Below are 23,641 nucleotides of genomic sequence, written 5' to 3' on the forward strand. Positions count from 1 at the left end.
CATCATATAGAAGAAAAAATGACAGCGCTATCAAATTTTAAAAAAGCCCGTTTATTCCACAAAAAAACCCGCTCAAGATTAACTCATAGCGGGTCTAGTCCATTTAATTGAGTGTTACCAAATCTTCACTCTTTCTTCTGGCTTTTTATACATTCCGTCCCCTTCTTTGACATCAAAGGCTTGGTGGAATTGTGGCATGTTGGATAAAATACCAATCACGCGATACTCACTTGGCGAATGCGAGTCAGTCATCAATCGATTTCGCAACTCTTCTTCGCGGTACTCGCGACGCCAAATTTGCCCCCATCCCATAAAGAAACGCTGCGAACCTGTGTATCCATCTATTACAGGGGCATCTTCACCACCCAGTGATAACTTATATGCTTTATAAGCAACGGTTAGACCACCTAAATCACCAATATTTTCGCCCAATGTGAGCTCACCATTGACATGTACATCATCAAATGGCTTGAAGCCATTAAACTGGTTAATTAGCTGTTTGCCTCTTGCTTCAAACTGCGATAAGTCACTCTCTGTCCACCAATTACGCAGATTGCCATCACCATCATATTTAGCCCCTTGGTCATCAAACCCATGACCAATTTCATGCCCTATGACAGCCCCAATCGCACCATAGTTAACCGCGTCATCGGCATCTAAATTAAAGAATGGCGGCTGCAAGATTGCAGCTGGGAATACAATTTCATTATTTACTGGATTATAGTAAGCGTTTACTGTTTGCGGCGTCATGTACCACCTTGAACGATCTACGGGCTTGCCCAAATCTTCGATCATTAAACGATGGGACCATTCATTGTACCTAATATAGTTACCCACTAAATCATCCGCATTGATTTCAAGTGCGGAGTAATCACGCCACTGATCAGGGTAGCCAATCTTAGGTGTGAATTTGTTTAATTTAGCTTTAGCGGCCGTTTTCGTCTGGGCACTCATCCACTCTAGGTCATCAATCGACTTATCAAAGCCTAAGATCAAGTTATCGACCATTTTGCTCATGCGCGCTTTTGCTTCTGGTGGAAAATGCTCTTTAACATAGATTTTGCCCAACAGTTCGCCTAACACATCGTTGCTCGCATCCGCTGCTTTTTTCCACATAGGGGATTGTGCTTCAAGTCCGCGTAACGTTTTACCATAAAAGCCAAAATGAAGATCGACGATTTTACGCTCAAGTAGCTCAGCATAATTACTTACCAAATGGAATGTGAGGTAGGCACGCCATGCATCAATATCCGTGTTATTCACAATGTTAGAAAGCTGTGTAAAATACGACGGCTGAGATACGATGATATCTTCGACATCAACACCTAAAGCTGCAAAGTACTCTGATATATCAAATCCAGCCATTTGCTTATTCAAATTACTTACAGTGAGCTTATTGTAAGTTTTAGATGCATCCCGACTATCTACACGAGTCCATTGCGCTTGAGCGATCTGTGTCTCAAGCGCGAGTATGTCTTCTGCAGCCTTTTTTGCTCCTCTTTCATCATACCCAAATTCAAACAGCATATCAGTGATATAGACTTGATAAGCATCTCGATTATTTTTAAATTTTTCAGTATCTTTGAGGTAAAACTCTCGATCTGGTAAACCTAATCCAGATTGGTACAAATACAGAGCATTTTCCGTCGAGTTTTTAGCATCGTTATAGACGTACCAAGCAAAGGGAGTTGTGCCGCCTTGAAGTTGTAATTTAGCAATCAGCCCAGGTAACTGAGATTTATTGGTTAGCGCTTTGATAGGTGCTAAATATTGATCCATTGCTGCAACGCCAATTTCCTCTCTGGCTAGCTCATCTGTATAGCTTTTATAGAATGCACCTAGTTTATATTCATCGCTATCAGGGGAAGCAGAGGTGTCTTTTGCGGCTTTTTCTAAAATCACTTTAAGCGCAGCTTGAGATTTTTCATGAAGCTCAGTAAAAGAGCCATAATTTGACTTGTCAGCAGGTATCTCAGTTTTTTCAAACCATTTTCCATTCACATGGCGATAGAAGTCATCTTGAGGACGAATTGATTGGTCAATGTTATCAAGCTCAATGCCTGAACTTAATACTTGTTGCTGTACAACTTTGCTCGTGTTCTCAGTTTTTGGCTGCTCACTGCAGCCAGCAAGGCCAAGTGCCAAAGCTACACCAATTGCTGCGAATGTCTTGCGCATATATGTCGGCTCCTTTTAATACATATATGAATCATACCTCGCAGCACATTAGATTAGAATCTAAAGCAAGAAAACAATTGTAACGGGTTATTTTTGTACAGATAACGCATCAATAATAGCCACATTAGCAGCAGGAAAATCAAGTGTACGAAGTTGCTCAAAATCTACCCACAGGCCAGGTTGGCCTTCAAGCCCTTTTGCCTCTCCAGTAAAATCTTCCACTGTATGGACAACTAAGCGTACTTGCTTATCACCATAATCATGCTCAATCGTCAGCAAATGTGTAGAGTCTGTCACATTAATTCCAATTTCTTCAGCCAACTCTCTTGCTAATGCTTGTTCTACACTCTCATCAGCTTCCACCTTTCCACCAGGAAACTCCCAAAGGCCACCTTGGTGCTGCTCATCACTTCGCTTACAAACAAAGTACTGATCCTGTTTCACTATGACACCAACAGCTACATTAACTACTTTTTTACTCATCTTTGCATCCCATAAAAAAAGCGACCTAAGGTCGCTTTTTAATAAATAGCGTGCGTACTAATTAGCTTAATTTGCCACAGCACTGCTTATATTTTTTACCAGATCCACAAGGACATGGCTCGTTACGACCTACCTTAGGCTCAGCTCTTGCGGCAATTGCAGCACCTTGAGGCGCTTCACCACCGACTGTTTCAGCTTCTTCATGCTGATACTGCCTTGGCATTTGCTCACTGCGACGATGTTGTTCTTCAACTTTTTCAACGTCTTCTTCAGCACGCACTTGAACTTTGCTTAATACACCAACCACATCCACTTTCAACGTCTCTAACATGTTAGAAAACAGTTCAAATGACTCGCGCTTGTACTCTTGCTTAGGGTTCTTTTGTGCATAACCGCGCAGGTGAATACCTTGACGTAGGTGATCCATCGCAGCTAAGTGATCTTTCCAATGCTGATCTAGGCTTTGTAGCATAACGGCTTTTTCGAAGTGACGAAGGACTTCAACACCGACTTGCTCTTCTTTTTGCTTGTATGCCTTTTCAGCTTCTTCAACAATACGTTCGCGTAGTGATTCTTCGTATAGTTTACTATCGTCTTCAAGCCACTTAGCAATTGGTAAATCTAACAATAGATCAGACTTCAAACGCTCTTCAAGACCTGGAATATCCCACATCTCTGCCAAGCTTTGCGGTGGAATAAAGCGATCAATCGTGCCGTTGAGCACATCGCTACGGATCGCATTCACAGTTTCTGAAATATCCCCTTCTTCAAGCAGCTCATTACGCTGCTCGTATACGACTCGACGCTGATCGTTAGCAACATCATCATATTCAAGCAACTGCTTACGAATATCGAAGTTACGCGCTTCAACTTTACGCTGTGCGTTTTCAATCGCACGGTTTACCCACGGGTGCTCAATCGCTTCACCACGTTGCATACCAAGTTTGCGCATCATTGTCGTCATGCGCTCACCTGCGAAAATACGCATCAACGCATCATCCATAGACAAGTAGAATCGGCTCGAACCTGCATCACCTTGACGGCCAGAACGACCGCGCAGCTGGTTATCAATACGGCGAGATTCATGTCGCTCTGTACCAATGATATGCAGACCACCCGCCTCAAGTACCTTGTCATGAAGCTCTTTCCATTTCGCTTTCGCTTGCTCGATTTGCGCGTCTGTTGGGTTGTCGATTTTTGCAATATCGTTCTGCCAGTTACCGCCGAGTACGATATCTGTACCACGACCTGCCATATTGGTTGCAATCGTCACATTACCTGGCAAACCTGCATCTGCGATAATATCAGCTTCTTGCGCATGGAACTTAGCGTTCAGTACGTTGTGTTCAATTTTTTCTTTACGTAAGAAGTGAGATAAGTACTCAGAACTTTCAATCGAGATAGTACCAACCAATACAGGCTGACCACGCTTCTGACAATCTCTGATGTCTGTCAGAATTGCTTCAAACTTCTCTTCTTGTGTTAGATAAACCAAGTCTGCACGATCGTCACGGATCATTGGCTTATTAGTTGGAATAACAACAGTATCAAGACCGTAGATTGACTGGAACTCAAACGCTTCAGTATCAGCAGTACCCGTCATACCTGATAGTTTGTCATAAAGACGGAAGTAGTTCTGGAATGTAATTGAAGCCAGTGTTTGGTTTTCGTTTTGAATGCGAACACCTTCTTTTGCTTCTACAGCTTGGTGCAAACCTTCAGACCAACGACGCCCTTCCATTGTACGACCGGTATGCTCATCTACGATGATAACTTCATTGTCTTTAACAACGTAATCAACGTCTTTTTGATACAGCTTATGCGCTCGCAATGCCGCATAGACATGGCTCAAAAGCGTAATATTACCTGCTGAGTATAATGAATCGTCTTCTTCAATTAGACCATGCTTGATGAGCAGCTCTTCAACATTCACTTGACCGCGCTCTGTTAGGTGCGCTTGCTTTGACTTCTCATCAATCGTGTAGTCACCGTCGCCTTCTACACCTTCTTCGTCTTCTTTTTCTTGTTGAACAAGTTCAGGGACGATTTTATTGATCTGTGTGTATAGCTCAGAGCTATCTTCTGCTGGGCCTGAAATAATCAACGGCGTTCTTGCTTCGTCAATTAAGATTGAGTCAACTTCATCCACAACCGCATAGTGTAATGGACGTTGCACACGCTCTTCGATACTAAACGCCATATTGTCACGTAAGTAGTCGAATCCAAACTCGTTATTTGTGCCGTAAGTGATATCCGCTGCGTAAGCTTCTTTCTTTTGTGCTGGCATCATGCCTGGGATGTTACACCCAACACTCAAGCCTAAAAATTCAAATAGTGGGCGATTGTTTTCAGCATCACGCTTAGCTAGATAATCGTTTACGGTAATGACATGAACACCTTTACCTGTTAAGCCATTCAGATATGCAGGCAAGGTCGCAGTAAGCGTTTTACCTTCACCTGTACGCATCTCAGAAATACGGCCTTGATGCAGCACCATACCACCTATCATCTGCACGTCAAAATGACGCATTTCAAAGACGCGTTTTGAGGCCTCACGAACTGTAGCGAATGCTTCAGGAAGTAATTCGTCTAAGCTGGTTCCTTGCTCAAATCTTTGTCTAAACTCTGCTGTTTTTGCTTTTAGTTCTTCATCAGATAGCTTGCTATACTGCTCTTCTAAAGCATTAACTAAAGCGACCGTTTTGCGTAAATTTTTGATCATCCGGTCGTTACGGCTACCAAAAATCTTGGTAAAAATTTTAGTTATCATGTTTAAACCATTTCAATCTTATGTTTGTAAGCCCCGTGCATTCGCGTATTCCCAAAAGGCTTACTAAGTCCTGTTGGCGACAAAGTCGAATTTGTGCTGTGTGCCGAGTTAATTTTCTACCTATCATACCAGACTATGCGCATCTGCAAACCACCTAAGCGAAAACTGTTCCTATTTAATAACATGTCTGTCGCAAAGGCGTTTCAAGAATACACGTAATAACGCATATGATCACTTAAATATTACCCATCGGATATGACGGTATTGTTTGGTAATTATGCAGATATGGGGATAACACAGGGAAACTTCAAGTAGAATGTATAACCAGTGCTTTTCTTGACAGTTTCGACCGAGTTTACAGCTGGTGAGGCAATACCAAATACAAAAAATAAGGTAGACTGTATGCAGTGCTAAAATAGTATTTATGAAAGTAATAACGTGATCAAACGTGGTTACTCTGGCCGTCTTTATGGAGTCCCAACATGGCGAAAAATAGATTTGATCCTAAATCACTTTCTGAGCTTGCGCCGAAATGGTCAAACAAACTATCTAACTACGTGGAAAAAGCACAAGATATTGCCGCGCTGCAAGCCCCGTTGAACAAGGCACTCGGGCCCATTTTAAGCAAAAAATGCCGAGTATCAAATTACCACCAAGGTACTTTATGTATCGAAGCAGCTTCTGCAACGCTTGCAACTCGACTGGGTTATTTGAAAATGGAAATCCTCTCCGAATTTAGACAATCGGGATTTCACGATTGCAGTCAGGTAAAAATCACCACCAACCCAGAAGCCCAGCAACGTTTGTCCCAACGTCAAAAGAGCCCACAATCAAAACCAGAGAAGCAACATAAACTCAGTGAATCGACAGCTGAGCAATTAACGATGCTCGCGGAATCAGCGCCAGATGGGTTAAAAGAAAGGCTGTTAAAATTGGCTAGACATGCAAAAAAGTAGAGGCTTTAAACTATCAATTAGACAAAAAAATGACGCTTTCGCGTCATTTCTTATCCTGCTGTAACCTGTTGACCAGCTTCAAGACCTGGCGCTGGCATGGTAACAGGTTCATCAAAGGTCACCCATTCCCAAGCGTGCTCATTGGCCATTACTTCACGCAGTAGTTTATTATTCAAACCATGACCTGATTTATAACACGTGACTTTACCCAAAATGTTATGACCCGTCATAAACAAGTCGCCCACACAATCCAAAATCTTATGCTTAACAAACTCATCTTTATAACGTAAACCATTAGGGTTTAACACTTTGAAGTCATCCAGCACAACCGCATTATCCATGCTACCGCCAAGTGCTAGATTATTCGCATGCATGTACTCAATGTCTTTCATAAAACCAAAAGTACGTGCACGGCTAATTTCTTCAGTAAAGCTTTGTGCTGTAATGTCTAAGCCAATACGCTGGCGACTGGCATTGATAGCTGGGTGATCAAAAGCGATTTCAAAGTCGATATGAAAACCATCATATGGTTCAATTTCAGCCCACTTATCGCCTTCTTCAACACGTACCGTCTCTTTAATACGGATAAAACGCTTGGCAACGTTTAGCTCGGCAATACCGCCTTTTTGCAACAAATAGATGAATGGTAATGCACTACCATCCATAATTGGTACTTCGGCGCTATCGAGCTCAACAATCAAATTATCGATACCTAAGGCTGCAACTGCCGCAATTAAATGCTCAGTTGTAGATAGACGAACACCATCTTTGTTCGTTAAACAAGTACATAATTGCGTATCACCCACAGCTTCAGGGGTTGTCTCAAAATCGACAACAGGGTCTAGATCTACGCGACGAAACACGATACCCGTATTTGCGCTCGCAGGTCGGAGAGTGATCGTGACCTTTTCACCTTTGTGTAAACCTACACCTGTGGCTTTAACAACTTCAGCAATTGTACGTTGTTTAATCATATATTCGCCCACTTTAAGTTAATAGACCGCGGAGTGTATCATAATTAACACCCCATGCCAATCGGTCAATATTTATCCTAATCTGACTGTTTTCTCAAAAATGCTGGAATATCGAAATAATCACCTTTTTCTTTCTCACCAGATTCTTTTGGTTGCTCAGCCGTTTTAATCGTTTCTTTTACCGAAGCGGTGTTGGTATCAACATTAAACCCAGCAGCGGTATCGTTAGTTGGTTGTGCTTCTACAGGTTTATTTCCTGCGCCACCAAAACTTGGTACAAAGTCTTCATTCGTGTGGCTTGGACCATGCGTGCCTGTAGCGGCTTGTCCAGCTAGACCTTGAATACCTTTATCAACTATGCCAAATTGTGGTTTACGATCGCCACCTAGGCCTGTTGCAACAACGGTCACTCGTAACTCATCACTCATTTCAGGGTCAATCACTGCACCAACTACAACTGTCGCATTTTCAGATGCCAGTGCTTTAACGTGATTACCTACCACTTCAAATTCTTCGATAGTGATGTCCATACCCGCTGTGATATTAACAAGGATCCCTTTAGCGCCGGTCAGGTCAACATCTTCAAGTAATGGGCTTGAGATTGCGGCCTCTGCAGCTTCTTGCGCTCTATCAGGGCCTGATGCCGCAGCCGTACCCATCATCGCAGTGCCCATGGCTGACATCACTGTTCTTACATCAGCAAAGTCCACATTAATCAGACCTGAACGCGTAATTAATTCTGCAATACCTTGTACCGCGCCGTACAGAACATCATTCGCTTTTGCAAATGCGTCTAATAATGTAGTGCCTTTGCCAAGTACTTTCAGTAACTTGTTGTTAGGAATTGTAATAAGCGAGTCTACAATTTCAGACAACTCACCAATGCCATGATCGGCCGCTGCCATACGCTTTTTACCTTCCAAGTCAAATGGACGCGTCACAACAGCAACAGTCAAAATACCCAGCTCTTTCGCAACACGCGCAACAACAGGCGCAGCACCAGTACCTGTACCGCCACCCATACCTGCTGCGATAAAGACCATGTCTGCACCTTCAAGGCTTGCCTTGATTGTTTCAACATCTTCTTCAGCTGCACTCTTACCCACTTCTGGATTCGCACCTGCACCTAAGCCTTGTGTAATTTGCGTACCTAGCTGTACTGTTACATCCGCTGATGACTTTCTCAGTGCTTGTGCGTCAGTATTCGCGACGATGAAGCGCACACCTTCAATTTCTTGTTTTACCATGTGCTCAACAGCGTTACCGCCGCCGCCGCCAACACCAATTACTTTTATTACGGCTTCTTCGCCGTGTTGCTCCATAATATCAAACATCTTCACTCTCCGACTTGAGCTTTAAAACTCACCTTGGAACCATTTAGTTACTCGGCTCCACCAACCATCTTCGGCATCTACCTTCGCCTTTTGTGCATTTTTGGCTTGCAGCGTTCGGCCATATTGTAACAAACCTACCGCTGTTGCATATGCCGGATCATCAACATAATCTGTTAATCCCGTGATCCCGACAGGTTTACCTATCCTTACAGGCATCTGAAATATGTCTTCAGCCACTTCCAGTGCCCCTTTCATTTTGGCGCTGCCACCTGTCATGACAACCCCAGCCGCAATTTGGTCTTCAAACCCTGAACGGCGAATTTCTTCTTGAACTAATTCAAATAGCTCTCTAAATCTTGGTTCAACCACTTCCGACAATGTATGTCGCGACATGATGCGTGAAGGTCTTCCCCCCACACTCGGTACTTCAATGGTTTCTTCAACACTGGCCATTTGACTGCTAGCAAATGCGTATTGTACCTTCAAAGACTCTGCATGTGAGAGCGGTGTTCTAAAAATTTTTGCAATATCACCAGTAACCTGATTGCCAGCAACTGGGATCACCGCGGTATGGCGTAATGCGCCATTGACATAAATCGCAATATCCATGGTACCACCACCGATATCAACCACGGCAGCACCCAGCTCTTTTTCATCCTCAGTTAAAACCGAATAACAGGACGCCAAAGCTGTAAAAGTAAGTTGATCAACTTCTAAACCGCATCGCTCAACACACTTCTCTATGTTCTTGGCCATATCATTTGAACAAGTAATGATATGTGCTTTGGCTTCCATTCTTACACCGCTCATACCGAGTGGGTTTTTAATCCCTTCTTGCATATCAATGCTGTATTCTTGAGGTAGAGAATGCAGCATTTTACGCTCTGCAGATATTGGTACAGAGCGTGCAATGTGGATCACGTTAGCAATATCATCATCTGTCACTTCTGCATTGTTAATCGCGACAACGCCACTCTCATTCTGACACTGAATATGTTTACCAGATATTCCCAAATACACTGAACTGATCCTGCAATCGGCCATTAACTCAGCTTCATCAATCGCTCGCTTAATTGAGTCAGATACCAGATTAAGGTCATTCACACCACCTTTATCCATACCGTGTGCAACTTGGTTGCCAACGCCAACAATACTTAATTGATTATCAGATGTGATCTCACCGACGGTAGCCACTACTTTTGCAGTGCCGACATCAAGCCCTATCACTAAGTTTCTTTCTGCTGACTTGGTCATGCTTTACTCTTATCTTTTTTCTCTTGTACCTGAGGGTATCTCCAGCTCACCGCCAGCCCTGTATCATAACGCAAATCAATCACATCAAGCAGTGCTCCGTCAGGTCTTTTTAACAACGGATACACATCTATGAATCTTTGCACTCTTTTGGCTTTTTCTTCTCTACCTAAATTCAGCTTGATGCCATTTTTTAACCACAACTGCCAAGCAAAGCGCTCAGACAAAGCTAAACTGGTTAACTCAAATGAATTAACTGCTAGCATCTCTTTTAATTGTAAAAATGTTTCCCAAGCTTCTCCTTCGCTTCCCTCGGGTCCATACAGCTGAGGTAAACTCGCAGACAGTTTATTACTGTCTGCTTCGAATAGTGTACCATTTGTATTTAACAGGGAATCACTATTCCAATAAGCAACCGGTTTATGTTCTACCACATAAACTTGTATTGTATCAGGCCACTGTTTGCGTACAGATACACTTGCAACCCAAGGCAAGTCTCTCACAGCAGCTTGAACAGCTTTTACATTCAATTGGAAAAAGCTGGTTAAATCCGTTTTTTTTATCGCATTAACAATGTCTTTCTCCTCGGTATAAAGAGGATCTCCTAACACAGTTAATGTCTTAATTTGTGCATCTCTGTGTTCAACCAGCCAATCACTTACCCAATAAACACTCTGCACTAACATCAATACAACGCCTAGAAAAAAGCTCACTCCTAATGCGCGTGGCCAATTCAGGCTTTTTAACGCAGTAAACGCTTTTTTCATATTCGCGCGCATATTATAACGTTTGCTCCAAAATGCGAACGACTAACTGCTCAAAGTTAATGCCTTGTGATTGAGCCGCTTTAGGTACCAAAGATGTTTCTGTCATACCAGGTACCGTATTTACTTCCAACAAATAGAATTGGCCATTTGCATCTTGCATTGCATCAACTCGCCCCCAGCCGCTTGCACCAACCAGTTCAAATGCATGTAAAGACATCACTTGGAGCTGTTCAGTATAGGCAGGTGTTAACTCAGCTGGGCAAATATACTCTGTTGTATTTTCTTTATACTTGGCCTGATAATCGTAGAATCCGCGCGGTGTGCGCATTTCGATCACGGGCAGTGCTTGTCCGTCAAAAATACTGACCGTAAATTCACGTCCTTCAATCCATTGCTCAACCAGCACTTGGTTGTCGAACTTAAAAGCATCATTCAATGCTGCAATCAAAGAGCTTTCATCATGTGCTTTTGCCATACCAACACTAGAACCTTCATGGCTTGGTTTTACCATAACCTCACCAAGCTCATTGATAATTGCTTTGGCATCAAAACCACTGTGTTTATCTACAACAGCATATTTTGCCGTACTGAGTTTGGCGGACTCAAATAGATGCTTACAGCGAATTTTATCCATCGCCAGAGCACTGCCTAACACACCACTGCCAGTATAAGGGATCCCCATAAACTCCAGTGCGCCTTGCACTGTGCCATCTTCTCCCCCCCGACCATGCAAAGCAATAAATACACGTTTCACATTCAGTGAGGTAAGTTCAGAAATACTGCGCTGAGCCGGATCAAATGCAATCACATCAACCCCTTGGTTTTTAAGTGCATCTACAACTGCCTTTCCCGATGCTAAAGACACTTCACGCTCTGCTGAATTACCACCAAGTAAAACGGCTACTTTACCAAATTTGCTCATTGATTCTCCGCTTTTAACTTTTGCTTTGATAACTCAGTTGCAGCTAATTGCTTAACAATCTGACCAATGTTACCAGCACCTTGAGTTATCACTAAATCTTTGTCCTTAATCACATCGCCTAAAACGCCCTGCAATTCAGCATGTTCTGCGACATGGATCGGCTCAATTCCACGCTGTCTTAAACTTCGACATAAGGCTTTACTATCAGCCCCTACAATCGGCAACTCACCAGCTGAGTAAACGTCCAATAAAATCAATTGATCAACTTCACTAAGCACTTTCACGAACTCTTCATACAAATCTCTCGTTCGTGTATACCTATGTGGTTGGTACAACATAACTAATCTTTTATCTGGCCACCCTGCACGCGCAGCTTGAATGGTGACTGCAACTTCTGATGGATGATGTCCATAATCATCCACCAGCATGACTTCCCCTGAGTCATTATTAAACGTGCCATAGTGCTGAAAACGACGCCCTATTCCAGCAAACTCTTTTAATGCAACTTGTATCGCCGTATTTTCAATATCATGATCTTTTGCAATCGCGATAGCTGCGGTTGCATTCAATGCATTGTGCTTGCCCGGCATATTCAATGTAATGTCTATGCTAGAGCCCGATTTATGTATCACAGTAAAACGACAACTTTCTACATGCTGTACATAATCAACCATGCGATAATCAGCATCTTCGCTTTCACCATAGGTAATGGTTGGCCTTGCAAATCGAGGTAATAACTCCCTCACCACAGGCGAGTCAATGCATACCACTGCTAACCCATAAAAAGGCAGATTATGTATGAAGTCGATATAGGTATCTTTAAGCTTTTCAAAGTCACCGCCATACGTATCCATATGGTCAGCTTCAATATTTGTGATCACTGAAGCCATCGGTTGCAAATGGAGAAACGATGCATCACTTTCATCTGCTTCAGCAATTAGCACATCACTGCTTCCGACTTTGGCGTTACTACCTGCACTATTAAGTAATCCACCAATGATGAATGTCGGATCAAGCTTTGCCTCTGCAAAAATACTTGCAATCAAGCTCGTCGTCGTCGTTTTACCATGTGTGCCAGCAACCGCAATACCGTGTCTAAAACGCATCAACTCTGCTAGCATCTCTGCACGTCTTACAACAGGGATACGTGCTTGTTGTGCTGCAACAATCTCTGGGTTTGTCGTATCAATTGCGCTTGAAACCACTACCACATCAGCATCAGTGACATTAGCAGCATCATGACCAATGAAAATCTCAGCCCCGACTTTTAATAAACGCTCAGTCATCGCATTTTGTGCGATGTCAGACCCAGTGATCCGGTAGCCTTCATAGGCTAATACTTCTGCTATACCGCCCATACCCGCACCACCAATTCCAATGAAGTGGATAGTATTGATGCGTCTCATAGCCCGGCGATATTTATTCTCTTTCACAACTTTCTCTTCAACTTGTAACTTGTTCAATGATTTCGGCCACAGACTTAGTCGCATTGAGCTGTGCGCACGATTTAGCCCGCTTCGCTTTTTCTTCAATTAAGTGTGGTTCGTCAAAATATGGCTTTAACAGTGTCACCATACTTGTCTTATTTAATTCTTGTTGCGGCATAATGAGTGCCGCTTGTTCATCAACTAGCGCCTGCGCATTTAATGTCTGATGATCATCGACAGCATGAGGCAAGGGCACAAACACCGCCATTTTTCCTGCTGCAGCCACTTCACTGACGGTTAAAGCACCAGCGCGGCAGATTATCATATCAGCCCATTCATAGGCTTGGTCCATATTTTCGATAAACTCAGTGACTTTATATGTAAATTCACCTTGCGCATAACTTTGAGTCACCGACTCTCCATTGCCTTTGCCACTTTGATGCCAAACAGACAGTGCTCTGCCAGTCGACTGACTCAATGATGAAAATACACTTGGCAGTGCTTCATTCAAAGCCTTCGCCCCCAGAGAGCCGCCTACCACTAAGCAATTTATTTGCTGTGTAATAGGCTTAACTTTAATCTGTGCGACAGACTCTCTAATTGGATTACCCACCACATCATATTGCTTGCCAGCAAACGCGCCGTTAAATGCACACAAAACACGGCTTGCAAGCTTTGCTAGCAAGCGATTGCTCAAGCCTGCCACTGCATTTTGTTCGTGAATGATGAGCGGCACGCCCGACATTTTTGCTGCAATGCCAACAGGACCAGTAACATACCCACCCATTGCAAGCACTGCATCAGGCTTTTGAGTTTTAATAATTTGTCTCGCAGCATAAATAGCTTTGAGTATCATCAAAGGTGCTTTTAAGAGGCGTTTGATGCCATTACCTCTTAGTCCTTTTACTTTTATATAATCAATAGCAATGCCGTGTTTTGGCACTACTTGTGATTCCATTCTATCTTCAGTACCAACCCAAGAAACTTCCCAGCCCAGTTGTTTTAATTTTTGTGCAACAGCAATACCTGGGAAAATATGTCCACCAGTGCCGCCAGCCGCTACTAATAATCGCTTGCTCATCGCTTACTGCCTCTCGATGTTGCTTGCCTTGTCGACATTTTGGTTTCAAAATCTATACGCTGTAATAGCCCAGCGGCGATAGTCATCACCAGCAAACTTGATCCGCCGTAAGAAACAAAGGGTAATGTCAGCCCTTTTGTCGGCAGCATACCCGCACTGGCTCCCACATTAACCAAGGTTTGAAACGCAAACCAAATACCAATTCCTAACGCCAAATAGCCTTCATATTCTTTTTGTGATTTCAGTGCTTGCTGACCGATGATAAGGGCTCTAAAAACCAAGGTCCCTAACATTAACAGCACACAAACAACCCCCATGAAACCAAGCTCTTCAGCTATCACGGCAAAAATGAAATCATTGTGCGCTTCTGGCAGATACTGTAGCTTTTGCACACTGTTACCTAAGCCTTGGCCAAACCATCCGCCTTGACCATAGGCCATCAAAGACTGAACAAGTTGATAACCTTTGCCAAAAGGATCTTTCCAAGGCTCTAGAAAACCAACAACCCTAGCCATACGATAAGGTTCAAAGATAATCAGCATGATCACTAAAAACACACCGGTTAGCATCAGCACAAAAAACTGCCAAAGCTTTGCACCAGCAAGAAATAGCAAGCCAACGGTAGTCACAAAAATAACAACCACAGTGCCCAAATCAGGCTGCATTAAAATAAGAAAAGCATACACAGCAAACACCACGATAGGCTTTGCAAAACCTTTAATATTTTCTTGTACTTCGTCACGCTTACGTACTAAGTAGCCTGCGATGTAACTGATAAAAAACAATTTTGCGACTTCTGCAGCTTGTATACCGACGGGGCCAACCGGGATCCATCGTCTTGCTCCATTTGCTTCGCGGCCGATGATCAATACCAAGATCAACATCAATACACCGAGCAATAACAAATACGGGTTAAAACGTTTCCACCACAGCATGGAGACGGAGGTGCTTAACCAAAATAAGATCATCCCCATAAACAAGAACATGCCGTGTCGCACTATGATGTGATAAGGGTTATCAAATAAGCGCTCAGCAACGGGCATAGAGGCACTTGTGACCATCACAAACCCAACTCCGATGAGACATAACATGGCGTAAAGTAAAGGTAAATCAAATAAAGTATCTGATTTTTTAAACTCAAAAATGCCTTTCAGGTTGATGGTCGCAATCATTTATAGCTCCTCAACCAACTTGCAAAACTCATCACCGCGAGCCATGTAATTTGGATACATATCGATGCTTGCACAAGCTGGTGCTAGGAGCACAATATCGCCAGCTTGCGCCAACTGACTTGCGCCAATCACAGCCTCATGTAAAGACGTAACAAGATGACTGTGCGTGTGCATAGACGAGAACAAAGCACCGTCTTTGCCAAAGCAATAAATTGCTCTACAGTACTTTTGGATTGGCAGGCCGAGTGGACTCACATCAGCGCCTTTAGCGTCTCCGCCTACAATCAAAATAATCTTGTTGGCATCAGCATATAGACTTTCAAGTGCACTCACCGTGGCACCGACATTGGTCGCTTTTGAATCATTAAAATATTTAACCCCAGCAACCTCTGCCACTAACTGACAGCGATGCGACAAACCTGTGAAGCTTGAAAACGCATCCTTAAAGGCTTGGAGACTGATTTTAAATGGGGACAATAGCGCCATGACTGCCAGCGCATTAAATTGATTATGCTTTCCTGACAGAGCCAAATGCTCAACAGCTAAAGTCGGTTGACCATACACGTTAAAAAAAGAACCCTGTGGCGTGTCTGTGAGACAGTAATCCGCACTGCCCAACCCAACGCTCACTGCATGTGCATGTGGCAGAAACGTTTTTTCATCTTCTCGGTTGTAAACTAAGCACTCTGTTTGCTGATAGATACGCTTTTTCGCCGCACAATAAGCATCAAAATCAGGATATCTATCCATATGATCTTCTGTGATATTCAGGATCATCGCACTGGTACACTTCAGGCTATCGGTTGTTTCGAGTTGAAAACTAGAAAGCTCTAATATGATCACATCAAGATCACGCTCAAGCAGCTCTAATACCGAAGTACCAATATTGCCACCCAAGCCAACTTTTAACCCTGCAGATTGACATACTGCATGAGCAAGACTGACGACCGTTGATTTACCGTTTGAGCCTGTTACCGCAACTACCGGTGTTGAGTTTAAACGAGCAAACAGCTCAACATCACCGATGACTTCTGCACCATGTGTAATTGCTTCTGCGACATACCTATCATATAGCGGGATCCCAGGACTAATTACAATCACATCGGTTTCAACTAAAGCACCCTCTGCGAGCGGGCCAAACACCGCCTCACAATCAGGGGCATTATGTGCTAGCCAATCGGCGCCCGGCGGCACAGCACGTGTATCCACGACTTTTGGCACAATGTCATGCTGTAGTAAAAAGCGTACGGTACCCAAGCCCGATATACCGAGCCCAAGCACTGTCACTGTTTTTTGCTTCAACGAATCTAAATAACTCATTTATCTTATCTTTAACGTCGCCAAACCAGCTAATACTAAGATGAAAGAAATGATCCAAAAGCGCACAATAACACGTGGCTCTGGCCAACCTTTAAGTTCATAATGGTGATGTATTGGCGCCATTCTAAAAATACGTTGCCCTCGAAGCTTATACGACCCTACTTGCAAAATCACAGATAGCGCTTCCATTACAAATACACCACCCATAATCACCAACACCAACTCCTGTCGAACTAAAATTGCTATGATCCCAAGCGCACCACCTAGAGCTAACGAACCAACATCGCCCATGAAAACTTGAGCTGGATAGGTGTTAAACCATAAAAACCCAAGTCCTGCGCCCACAATGGCAGTACACACAACAACGAGTTCGCTCGCCAATGGTAAATGAGGAATGTGGAGATAATTTGAGAAGTTCACATTACCCGTTAAATAGGCAATGATCGCCAGTGCTGCTGCAACTAAAATAGTCGGTACAATGGCCAATCCATCTAAGCCATCGGTCAAATTCACTGCGTTAGACGTACCCACTATCACAAAATAGCTCATAACGAGGTAAAAAAGCCCAAGCTGTGGCAATACATCTTTGAAAAAAGGCACAACCAAAGACGTTTCTTCAGGTGATGTGGTGGTTGAATATAAGAATGCCGCGACCGAAATGGCAATAACCGATTGCCAAAAATACTTCCATCGAGCAATTAATCCTTTACTATCTTTACGTATCACTTTCCTGTAATCATCAACGAACCCGACAATACCCAAAGAGCCGATAACAAATAAGGTTACCCACACATACTTGTTACTTAGATCGCCCCACATCAACGAACTGACGAAGATCGCCGCCAAAATAAGTAGGCCGCCCATGGTTGGCGTGCCAGATTTAGATAAGTGTGATTCTGGACCATCATCACGCACAGTTTGCCCAATTTGCATGCGTTGCAAAGCACGAATAAGCTTTGGACCAAAATACAGCGAGATAAGTAAGGCAGTCAAAATCCCTAAAATGGCGCGTACGGTCAAATAGGAAAAGACATTAAAACCACTGTAGTATTGCGTTAAATACTCTGCTAACCAAACTAACATTATCTGTCCCCATGTTCTGAGTTTGTATGCGCTGAAATAAGATCAGCGACCAATAGCTCCATACGGGCACTACGCGATCCTTTTACAAGCAAAGTGCATTGACCTGCCTCGTTTTCAATGAATTGGGAAAGTACCTCAAGCATATGTTCACGTGTTGAAAAGTGACGATTAGGCTGCTCAAATACTTCACTTGCATAGCGACTCAATACCCCTAAAGTGAACACTGCATCAATACCTTGCTGCTGGGCAAATTCTCCCACTTCTTGATGGTAAGCCCTTGCTTCTTCACCCAACTCAGCCATGTCACCTAGCGCTAATACGCGAGTACCAGGCATGTCTTTTAATAATTCAATTGCAGCTTTCACTGAGCGAACATTGGCATTGTAAGTATCATCCACCACACGCAATGCACTGGACACATCAATCACATTGACACGCCCTTTAACAACTGGCATATCCTTCAATGCAATAGCGATATCTTGCAACGAAGTGCCAAATGGTAAAGTCAGTGACGCAGCAATCACGGCATTCATCACGTTGTGCTTACCAGGTAACGCCAATTTCACTTGCTGAGTTGCTTTCTCAGTGCAAAGCGTAAACTCAGCGCAACCGAATTCATCTAACTGAATGTCTTCTGCCCACACATCCAGCTTATCTTGCATTGAAAAGCGTTTTACAGACTGCTGGCCCAAACTCGCTTCCCACATAGGCGCAAATTCGCTATCACAGTTTATAATCGCCACACCCTGATCTTTAAGCCCCCCAAAGATTTCGCCTTTTGCTTGGCCAATACCTTCAATAGAGCCAAACCCCTCTAAATGAGACGGGGCTACGTTGCATACAACAGCGACATCAGGTTTCGTTAAACCGCTGGTGTAAGCAATTTCACCAATGTGGTTTGCACCCAATTCAATTACCGCATATTCGTCATCTTCTGATAAACGCAGTAATGTTAAAGGCACACCAATGTCATTATTGAAGTTCCCTTTGGTAGCTAGCACTTTACCGCGTCTAGATAAAATAGCTGCGGTCATCTCTTTTACCGTGGTTTTGCCTACACTGCCGGTGATCGCCACTGTTTTTGGGGCAACATGCTGCATGACCGCTTGCCCCAACTGCCCTAGCGCAATGCGTGTGTCCGCAACAACAAATTGCACGATATCCACATCGACAGGCTCTGAAACAATTGCGGCAATGGCTCCTTTTTGCTTTGCTTGCGCAACAAAGTTATGACCATCGAAATTAGCACCTTTAAGCGCTAAAAAAACCTCATTGTCGGTTATTGTTCTTGTATCTGTATTGATGTTGGCAACAGCCAAGTTCTGCCCACTAAAAGGGGCCTCAAGTACTTCTGCAAGCCAAGAAAAATTCATCTTGATCATGCACTTTCCCCCTGTAAAATTGATTTCACCAAGCTCCTATCACAAAAGCTCAATGTTTGATTTCCTATAATTTGATAGTCTTCATGCCCTTTACCCGCGATCAGCACTACGCTGTTTTGATCGGCGTGTTTGATCGCATATCGAATGGCTTGCTCCCTATCAGGTTGTGACACAGCATACTCAGGTTCACTGAGCCCAGCCTTAATGTCATCTATTATTGTGTTTGGATCTTCACTGCGAGGGTTATCACTGGTTATAACTAGAGTGTCAGCAAATTGCTCTGCTGCTTTTGCCATCAAAGGCCGTTTACCTTTATCACGGTCGCCACCACAACCAAATACACAACTTACTTTACCGGGTACATGTTGTTGCAATGCTTTAAGTGCCAGCTCTAACGCTTCTGGAGTATGTGCATAATCTACAATACAAGTTGGAAACCCTGATGATCTGAATGCTTGCATGCGACCATCCACAGGCTCTAACTTTGCCACAGCTGTTTGCAGTTGCACCAGTTGGTAGTTTTGTACCAATAACGCGGCAATCGCAGCAGCTAAATTGTAAACATTAAATAGCCCGTACAAGTTTGTAGTGATCTCTGCATCGCCCCAAGAAGTATCAAGCTTTAGAGAAATACCATTTTGGTCGCACACCACTTGGTGAAAAAAAACATAGTGCCGATAAGTATGTGACTCAGGTTTTTGCCCATATACTACGCACTCGTCTAACTCAAGCTCACCCAACCATTGCTGAGCATACACATCATCTATATTGAGCACTTTGTATTTTGCAGAACTCTCCGTAAAAAGGCGTTTTTTCGCTTTCGCGTAACTGGCCATATCACCGTGATAATCTAAGTGATCACGACTTAGGTTAGTAAACACTGCGACGTCAAAATCGACTTGTTCAGTTCTACTTTGGACAATCCCATGAGAGGATACTTCCATCGCAACTTGATTAAAATCAGTCTGTAACTCACTGAATATTTGTTGCAATAACACAGCTGAAGGTGTTGTATTATTCAACGGCGTTAACGCATCTGGCGCGCCATAACCCAAGGTGCCTATCACAGCACTGGGTGTGCCACAATGTGCTGCTAAACTCGCGATCATTGCCGTCGTCGTCGACTTGCCATTCGTGCCAGTTACCCCGACAACTGACATAGTCGTACTTGGCATTTGGTAAAACTGCGCGGCAATACGAGCTAGGTTTTTCTTCAACTGCGCAATGCGTATGATAGGGACTGATACCGCATCAACAACGGCTTGCTCATCAACTAACACGCAGGCAGCACCTTGCTCGACGGCCATTGATATAAATTTCGTGCCATCTAACTGATGTCCTGAAATAGCAATAAAGCAATCTCCTTCGGACACCTCTCGGCTATCTAAACGCAATGCGTTTACAAATATTTGTGGACTCACTACCCCAAAATTTTTGAGTACTTCAGTTAAGTCACGCATCATCATTTTTTCCTGAAACATATGCCACACGATCTTTATCAGGTGCGACATTTAACATACGTAATGAATTAGAGACGATTTCAGCAAATACCGGACCCGCCGTTTGCCCACCATAATAGACATCACCACCGGGTTCATTCACCATCACAACCACAGCCAAACGTGGATCACTCACAGGCGCAACTCCAGCAAAATAACCGACATATTCATCGCCATACCCACCAGCAATGGCTTTTTCTGATGTACCCGTTTTGCCCGCAGCACGATAACCATCCACCTTAATCATCGATGCCGTGCCGCCTTTTTCAAAAATAGACTCCATCATGGCAATCACTGCTTTTGTATCTTCCTCTTTGAAAATACGCTCACCCGGCTGGGGCTCGTCTTGCTTTAATATTGTAAGTGGCCTAGAAATACCACCTGCACCAATGGTCGCATATAGCCTCGCAATCTGAGCGGTACTTGCTGACACCGCATAGCCGTATGACAAGGTGGCTATCTCAAAGTCAGACCAGCGTCTGTTTGGATAAAACAAGCCTGAACTTTCGCCAATCATCATGGTGCCGGTGTCTTCACCAAATCCTGCTTTTTGGTACATGCCAACAAAGTAATCTTTCGGTAGCTTTTGACTGATCTTTGCCACACCCATATTGCTCGACACTTTGAGGATTTCACGTAGTGACATTTCGCCATGGTTGCGCGTATCTTTTACCAGGCTCCCACCGAGTCGCATCCACCCAGGGAACGTATCAATCGTTTCATCTGCTGTTATGGCGCCATATTCAAGTCCTGCCAAAATTGCCAGTGGCTTGAGTGTTGAGCCTGGCTCAAATAAATCTGTGATCGCGCGATTTCTGCGCTTATAAGGCGCCGCTGTACTCATATCATTTGGATTAAAGCTCGGACTATTCACCATAGCGAGTATTTCACCAGTATGTACATCCACCACCATTGCTGAGCCGGAGGTGGCTTGATATGTTAATACTGCAGATTTTAAAGCGACATAAGCGATGGTTTGAATACGATGATCAATACTGAGGTGAATATCTTCTGGCTCAACACGTTCTTCTTCTGAAAGAACCTGTACCTCGCGACCCTGCGCATCTTTACGTATTGTTCGCAAACCTTCTGTTCCCGTTAAAGCAGAGTCAAAGCGTTTCTCAATACCTTCAATACCAATACCATCAATATTCGTTACGCCCAACACATGGGCGGCAATCTCACCACTTGGGTAAAAACGTTTCGACTCATCAAGCAGATGGATCCCAGGTAAGCGCATTTGGCGAATGTATTTTGCAACAGCTGGCGTTACCTGCCGTTTCAAATAAACAAATCTCCGTTTAGCATTGCCCCGCAATTTGCGATTCACTTGCTCAGTGGGCAGTTGTAATACATCAGACAGCTCACGCCAACGCGCCTGCGCTTGATAAAGCGCTTGAGTACGCACTTTAAGCGCAGTTTCATTATCTGCAAGTGCAACATGATCTTCGCGATTTTTTCTCGCTTGCCGCAAAACTCGCTTCTTTAATGCTTTTTCTAATGCATAAGGATCCGCATAAACGCTCACAACTGGGACACTCACGGCAAGCTCTTTGCCATTGCGATCGTAGATCATGCCACGTTGAACATGCAGCGTTTCTTTGCGAACCGTGCGCTTAGCATTTTCCTCTCGGGCTTTATCAGGCTCAATCACCTGTAGGTAGGCGGCTCTGGCAATTAAAGCGACAAACACAGACACCAACATCACGCATACAAGGACAAAGCGCCACGCGATTAAATTTTGCGATGGTTTATTTTTGTTCTTCATGGCAACTCAATAACCTGCTCTTCTTTACTAGTAGGACGCAACATTTTTAACTGTGTTTTCGCGATTTCTTCAATTCTTGCGTGTTGTGAGTAAAACTCTTCTTCTACCAATAGATAGCGCCACTCTAGGTCTAGCTCATCTCTTTGTTGTAATAACTTGTCCTGCAAAATTAATTGCTGTCTCGTAGAGTGCGTAATTTGAACAACGATCAGCGCCGATACAAATACACTCACCAACAATAAAAACGTCAATTTGTTTGCCAAGAGTACTTGGCAAATTTCCAGAAAAAGCTGAGGTTGACGTTGCGCAGGCTTTGCCATTTAGAGCTTCTCGGCTATACGCAATACAGAGCTTCGTGCCCTAGGGTTACGTTTAATTTCGTCATCACTAGGCTTAATCGCTTTGCCAATGGCTTTTAAGGTTAAATCTTTATTTATTTGATCGTCCGTTAATGGTAAGCCTCTCGGAATCGCCTCTCCCTTACTTTGCTTTTTAATAAATTGCTTAACAATCCTATCTTCAAGTGAGTGGAAGGAAATTACAACGAGACGACCGCCCGGTTTAAGGACATCTAAAGAAGCTGACAAAGCAGTTTGAATTTCTTCTAACTCGCTATTGATATAAATGCGAATGGCTTGAAATGTGCGAGTAGCTGGGTGCTTGTGTTTATCTTTAACTGGTACAGCTTCATCAATAAGATCTGCGAGTTGTTTCGTCGTTGTGATGTCAGTTTCTGCCCGCGTCTCAATGATTTTGTGCGCGATGCGTCTAGCGAATTTCTCTTCGCCATACTTTTTAATCACAAAAACCATATCTTCTAGTTCAGCCTCAGCTAACCACTGAGCAGCACTGCGTCCTGCTTCAGGGTTCATCCGCATATCTAACGGACCATCTTTCATAAAGCTAAAGCCACGACCGGCATCATCCAACTGTGGTGATGAGACGCCAATATCAAGTAAAATACCATCAACCTTGCCTGTTAGCTCAGCCTCTTGAGCGACTTGCGCGATATTAGAAAAACGATTATGTGCAATTGAAAATCGACTATCTTGAGCAAACTTTTGCGCAGCTTTGATCGCTTGTGGATCTTGATCAATGGCTTGTAATTGCCCTGACTCTCCCAAGCGCTTCAGAATTTGGCCCGAGTGACCACCTCGGCCAAAAGTGCCATCAATATAAATACCATTGGACTTGATATCCAGTGCATCAAGCGTTTCATCCATTAACACTGAAATATGTTCTAATTCTGAACTCATAATTGTGAGCTACACCTG

19 protein-coding genes are annotated in these 23,641 nt (G+C 43.6%); 1 reads left to right on the plus strand and 18 read right to left on the minus strand.

What is annotated here, in order from left to right; genetic code table 11:
* Positions 1–114: 114 nt before the first annotated feature.
* The 3 genes from L1077_RS06515 to secA all read right to left on the minus strand — a co-directional run bounded on the left by L1077_RS06515 (position 115) and on the right by secA (position 5,431).
* Complete coding sequence (locus tag L1077_RS06515) at positions 115–2,178, minus strand: M13 family metallopeptidase (protein ID WP_237136090.1); 2,064 nt, start codon at positions 2,176–2,178, stop codon at positions 115–117.
* Positions 2,179–2,265: 87 nt separating this feature from the next.
* On the minus strand, positions 2,266–2,661 hold the full coding sequence (mutT, locus tag L1077_RS06520) for an 8-oxo-dGTP diphosphatase MutT (protein WP_237136091.1): 396 nt from the start codon (positions 2,659–2,661) through the stop codon (positions 2,266–2,268).
* A gap of 61 nt (positions 2,662–2,722) precedes the next feature.
* On the minus strand, positions 2,723–5,431 hold the full coding sequence (gene secA / locus L1077_RS06525; protein ID WP_237136092.1) for a preprotein translocase subunit SecA: 2,709 nt from the start codon (positions 5,429–5,431) through the stop codon (positions 2,723–2,725).
* Positions 5,432–5,913: 482 nt separating this feature from the next.
* On the opposite strand from secA, the gene L1077_RS06530 reads away from it, so the two are divergent.
* A complete protein-coding gene (locus L1077_RS06530) occupies positions 5,914–6,387 on the plus strand; it encodes a DUF721 domain-containing protein (RefSeq protein WP_237136093.1) in 474 nt (157 codons plus the stop codon).
* Positions 6,388–6,437: 50 nt separating this feature from the next.
* Here L1077_RS06530 and lpxC read toward each other — a convergent pair whose 3' ends face one another.
* From lpxC to rsmH, 15 genes are all read right to left on the minus strand, one after another.
* Complete coding sequence (lpxC, locus tag L1077_RS06535; RefSeq protein WP_237136094.1) at positions 6,438–7,361, minus strand: UDP-3-O-acyl-N-acetylglucosamine deacetylase; 924 nt, start codon at positions 7,359–7,361, stop codon at positions 6,438–6,440.
* Positions 7,362–7,438: 77 nt separating this feature from the next.
* A complete protein-coding gene (ftsZ, locus tag L1077_RS06540) occupies positions 7,439–8,695 on the minus strand; it encodes a cell division protein FtsZ (RefSeq protein ID WP_237136095.1) in 1,257 nt (418 codons plus the stop codon).
* A gap of 21 nt (positions 8,696–8,716) precedes the next feature.
* Positions 8,717–9,949 carry a cell division protein FtsA gene (ftsA, locus tag L1077_RS06545; protein ID WP_039608215.1) on the minus strand — a complete coding sequence of 411 codons (1,233 nt, stop codon included), beginning with the start codon at positions 9,947–9,949 and terminating at the stop codon, positions 8,717–8,719.
* Complete coding sequence (locus tag L1077_RS06550; RefSeq protein ID WP_237136096.1) at positions 9,946–10,725, minus strand: cell division protein FtsQ/DivIB; 780 nt, start codon at positions 10,723–10,725, stop codon at positions 9,946–9,948. The genes ftsA and L1077_RS06550 overlap by 4 nt, the downstream gene beginning before the upstream one ends.
* A gap of 1 nt (position 10,726) precedes the next feature.
* Entirely contained in the window at positions 10,727–11,635 is a 909-nt protein-coding gene (locus L1077_RS06555; RefSeq protein ID WP_063361412.1) for a D-alanine--D-alanine ligase, read from the minus strand.
* A complete protein-coding gene (gene murC / locus L1077_RS06560) occupies positions 11,632–13,041 on the minus strand; it encodes a UDP-N-acetylmuramate--L-alanine ligase (protein ID WP_237136125.1) in 1,410 nt (469 codons plus the stop codon). Before murC ends, L1077_RS06555 begins: the two co-directional genes overlap by 4 nt.
* A 37-nt stretch (positions 13,042–13,078) precedes the next feature.
* Entirely contained in the window at positions 13,079–14,143 is a 1,065-nt protein-coding gene (murG, locus tag L1077_RS06565) for an undecaprenyldiphospho-muramoylpentapeptide beta-N-acetylglucosaminyltransferase (RefSeq protein ID WP_237136097.1), read from the minus strand.
* Entirely contained in the window at positions 14,140–15,315 is a 1,176-nt protein-coding gene (ftsW, locus tag L1077_RS06570) for a cell division protein FtsW (protein ID WP_237136098.1), read from the minus strand. The genes murG and ftsW overlap by 4 nt, the downstream gene beginning before the upstream one ends.
* Complete coding sequence (gene murD / locus L1077_RS06575; RefSeq protein WP_237136099.1) at positions 15,316–16,635, minus strand: UDP-N-acetylmuramoyl-L-alanine--D-glutamate ligase; 1,320 nt, start codon at positions 16,633–16,635, stop codon at positions 15,316–15,318. It lies immediately after the preceding gene.
* Positions 16,636–17,718: a phospho-N-acetylmuramoyl-pentapeptide-transferase gene (gene mraY, locus L1077_RS06580; protein WP_063361408.1), complete on the minus strand. Its 1,083-nt coding sequence runs from the start codon at positions 17,716–17,718 to the stop codon at positions 16,636–16,638.
* Entirely contained in the window at positions 17,718–19,100 is a 1,383-nt protein-coding gene (locus tag L1077_RS06585) for a UDP-N-acetylmuramoyl-tripeptide--D-alanyl-D-alanine ligase (protein ID WP_237136100.1), read from the minus strand. The genes mraY and L1077_RS06585 overlap by 1 nt, the downstream gene beginning before the upstream one ends.
* Entirely contained in the window at positions 19,097–20,560 is a 1,464-nt protein-coding gene (gene murE, locus L1077_RS06590) for a UDP-N-acetylmuramoyl-L-alanyl-D-glutamate--2,6-diaminopimelate ligase (RefSeq protein WP_237136126.1), read from the minus strand. The genes L1077_RS06585 and murE overlap by 4 nt, the downstream gene beginning before the upstream one ends.
* Positions 20,553–22,367, minus strand: coding sequence for a peptidoglycan D,D-transpeptidase FtsI family protein (locus L1077_RS06595; protein ID WP_237136101.1), 1,815 nt, complete (start codon positions 22,365–22,367; stop codon positions 20,553–20,555). The genes murE and L1077_RS06595 overlap by 8 nt, the downstream gene beginning before the upstream one ends.
* A complete protein-coding gene (gene ftsL, locus L1077_RS06600; protein ID WP_063361405.1) occupies positions 22,364–22,687 on the minus strand; it encodes a cell division protein FtsL in 324 nt (107 codons plus the stop codon). Before ftsL ends, L1077_RS06595 begins: the two co-directional genes overlap by 4 nt.
* Complete coding sequence (gene rsmH, locus L1077_RS06605) at positions 22,688–23,623, minus strand: 16S rRNA (cytosine(1402)-N(4))-methyltransferase RsmH (protein WP_237136102.1); 936 nt, start codon at positions 23,621–23,623, stop codon at positions 22,688–22,690. It abuts the gene before it with no gap.
* Positions 23,624–23,641: the final 18 nt, after the last annotated feature.

The organism is Pseudoalteromonas luteoviolacea, assembly GCF_021654285.1.
In the GTDB taxonomy this organism is placed as follows: Bacteria; Pseudomonadota; Gammaproteobacteria; order Enterobacterales; family Alteromonadaceae; genus Pseudoalteromonas; species Pseudoalteromonas luteoviolacea_J.

Coding starts and splice junctions, on each gene's coding strand:
- L1077_RS06515 (WP_237136090.1), bottom strand. CDS start 2,178: ATGCGCAAGACATTCGCAGCAATTGGTGTAGCTTTGGCACTTGGCCTT.
- mutT (WP_237136091.1), bottom strand. CDS start 2,661: ATGAGTAAAAAAGTAGTTAATGTAGCTGTTGGTGTCATAGTGAAACAG.
- secA (WP_237136092.1), bottom strand. CDS start 5,431: ATGATAACTAAAATTTTTACCAAGATTTTTGGTAGCCGTAACGACCGG.
- L1077_RS06530 (WP_237136093.1), top strand. CDS start 5,914: ATGGCGAAAAATAGATTTGATCCTAAATCACTTTCTGAGCTTGCGCCG.
- lpxC (WP_237136094.1), bottom strand. CDS start 7,361: ATGATTAAACAACGTACAATTGCTGAAGTTGTTAAAGCCACAGGTGTA.
- ftsZ (WP_237136095.1), bottom strand. CDS start 8,695: ATGTTTGATATTATGGAGCAACACGGCGAAGAAGCCGTAATAAAAGTA.
- ftsA (WP_039608215.1), bottom strand. CDS start 9,949: ATGACCAAGTCAGCAGAAAGAAACTTAGTGATAGGGCTTGATGTCGGC.
- L1077_RS06550 (WP_237136096.1), bottom strand. CDS start 10,725: ATGCGCGCGAATATGAAAAAAGCGTTTACTGCGTTAAAAAGCCTGAAT.
- L1077_RS06555 (WP_063361412.1), bottom strand. CDS start 11,635: ATGAGCAAATTTGGTAAAGTAGCCGTTTTACTTGGTGGTAATTCAGCA.
- murC (WP_237136125.1), bottom strand. CDS start 13,041: ATGAGACGCATCAATACTATCCACTTCATTGGAATTGGTGGTGCGGGT.
- murG (WP_237136097.1), bottom strand. CDS start 14,143: ATGAGCAAGCGATTATTAGTAGCGGCTGGCGGCACTGGTGGACATATT.
- ftsW (WP_237136098.1), bottom strand. CDS start 15,315: ATGATTGCGACCATCAACCTGAAAGGCATTTTTGAGTTTAAAAAATCA.
- murD (WP_237136099.1), bottom strand. CDS start 16,635: ATGAGTTATTTAGATTCGTTGAAGCAAAAAACAGTGACAGTGCTTGGG.
- mraY (WP_063361408.1), bottom strand. CDS start 17,718: ATGTTAGTTTGGTTAGCAGAGTATTTAACGCAATACTACAGTGGTTTT.
- L1077_RS06585 (WP_237136100.1), bottom strand. CDS start 19,100: ATGATCAAGATGAATTTTTCTTGGCTTGCAGAAGTACTTGAGGCCCCT.
- murE (WP_237136126.1), bottom strand. CDS start 20,560: ATGCGTGACTTAACTGAAGTACTCAAAAATTTTGGGGTAGTGAGTCCA.
- L1077_RS06595 (WP_237136101.1), bottom strand. CDS start 22,367: ATGAAGAACAAAAATAAACCATCGCAAAATTTAATCGCGTGGCGCTTT.
- ftsL (WP_063361405.1), bottom strand. CDS start 22,687: ATGGCAAAGCCTGCGCAACGTCAACCTCAGCTTTTTCTGGAAATTTGC.
- rsmH (WP_237136102.1), bottom strand. CDS start 23,623: ATGAGTTCAGAATTAGAACATATTTCAGTGTTAATGGATGAAACGCTT.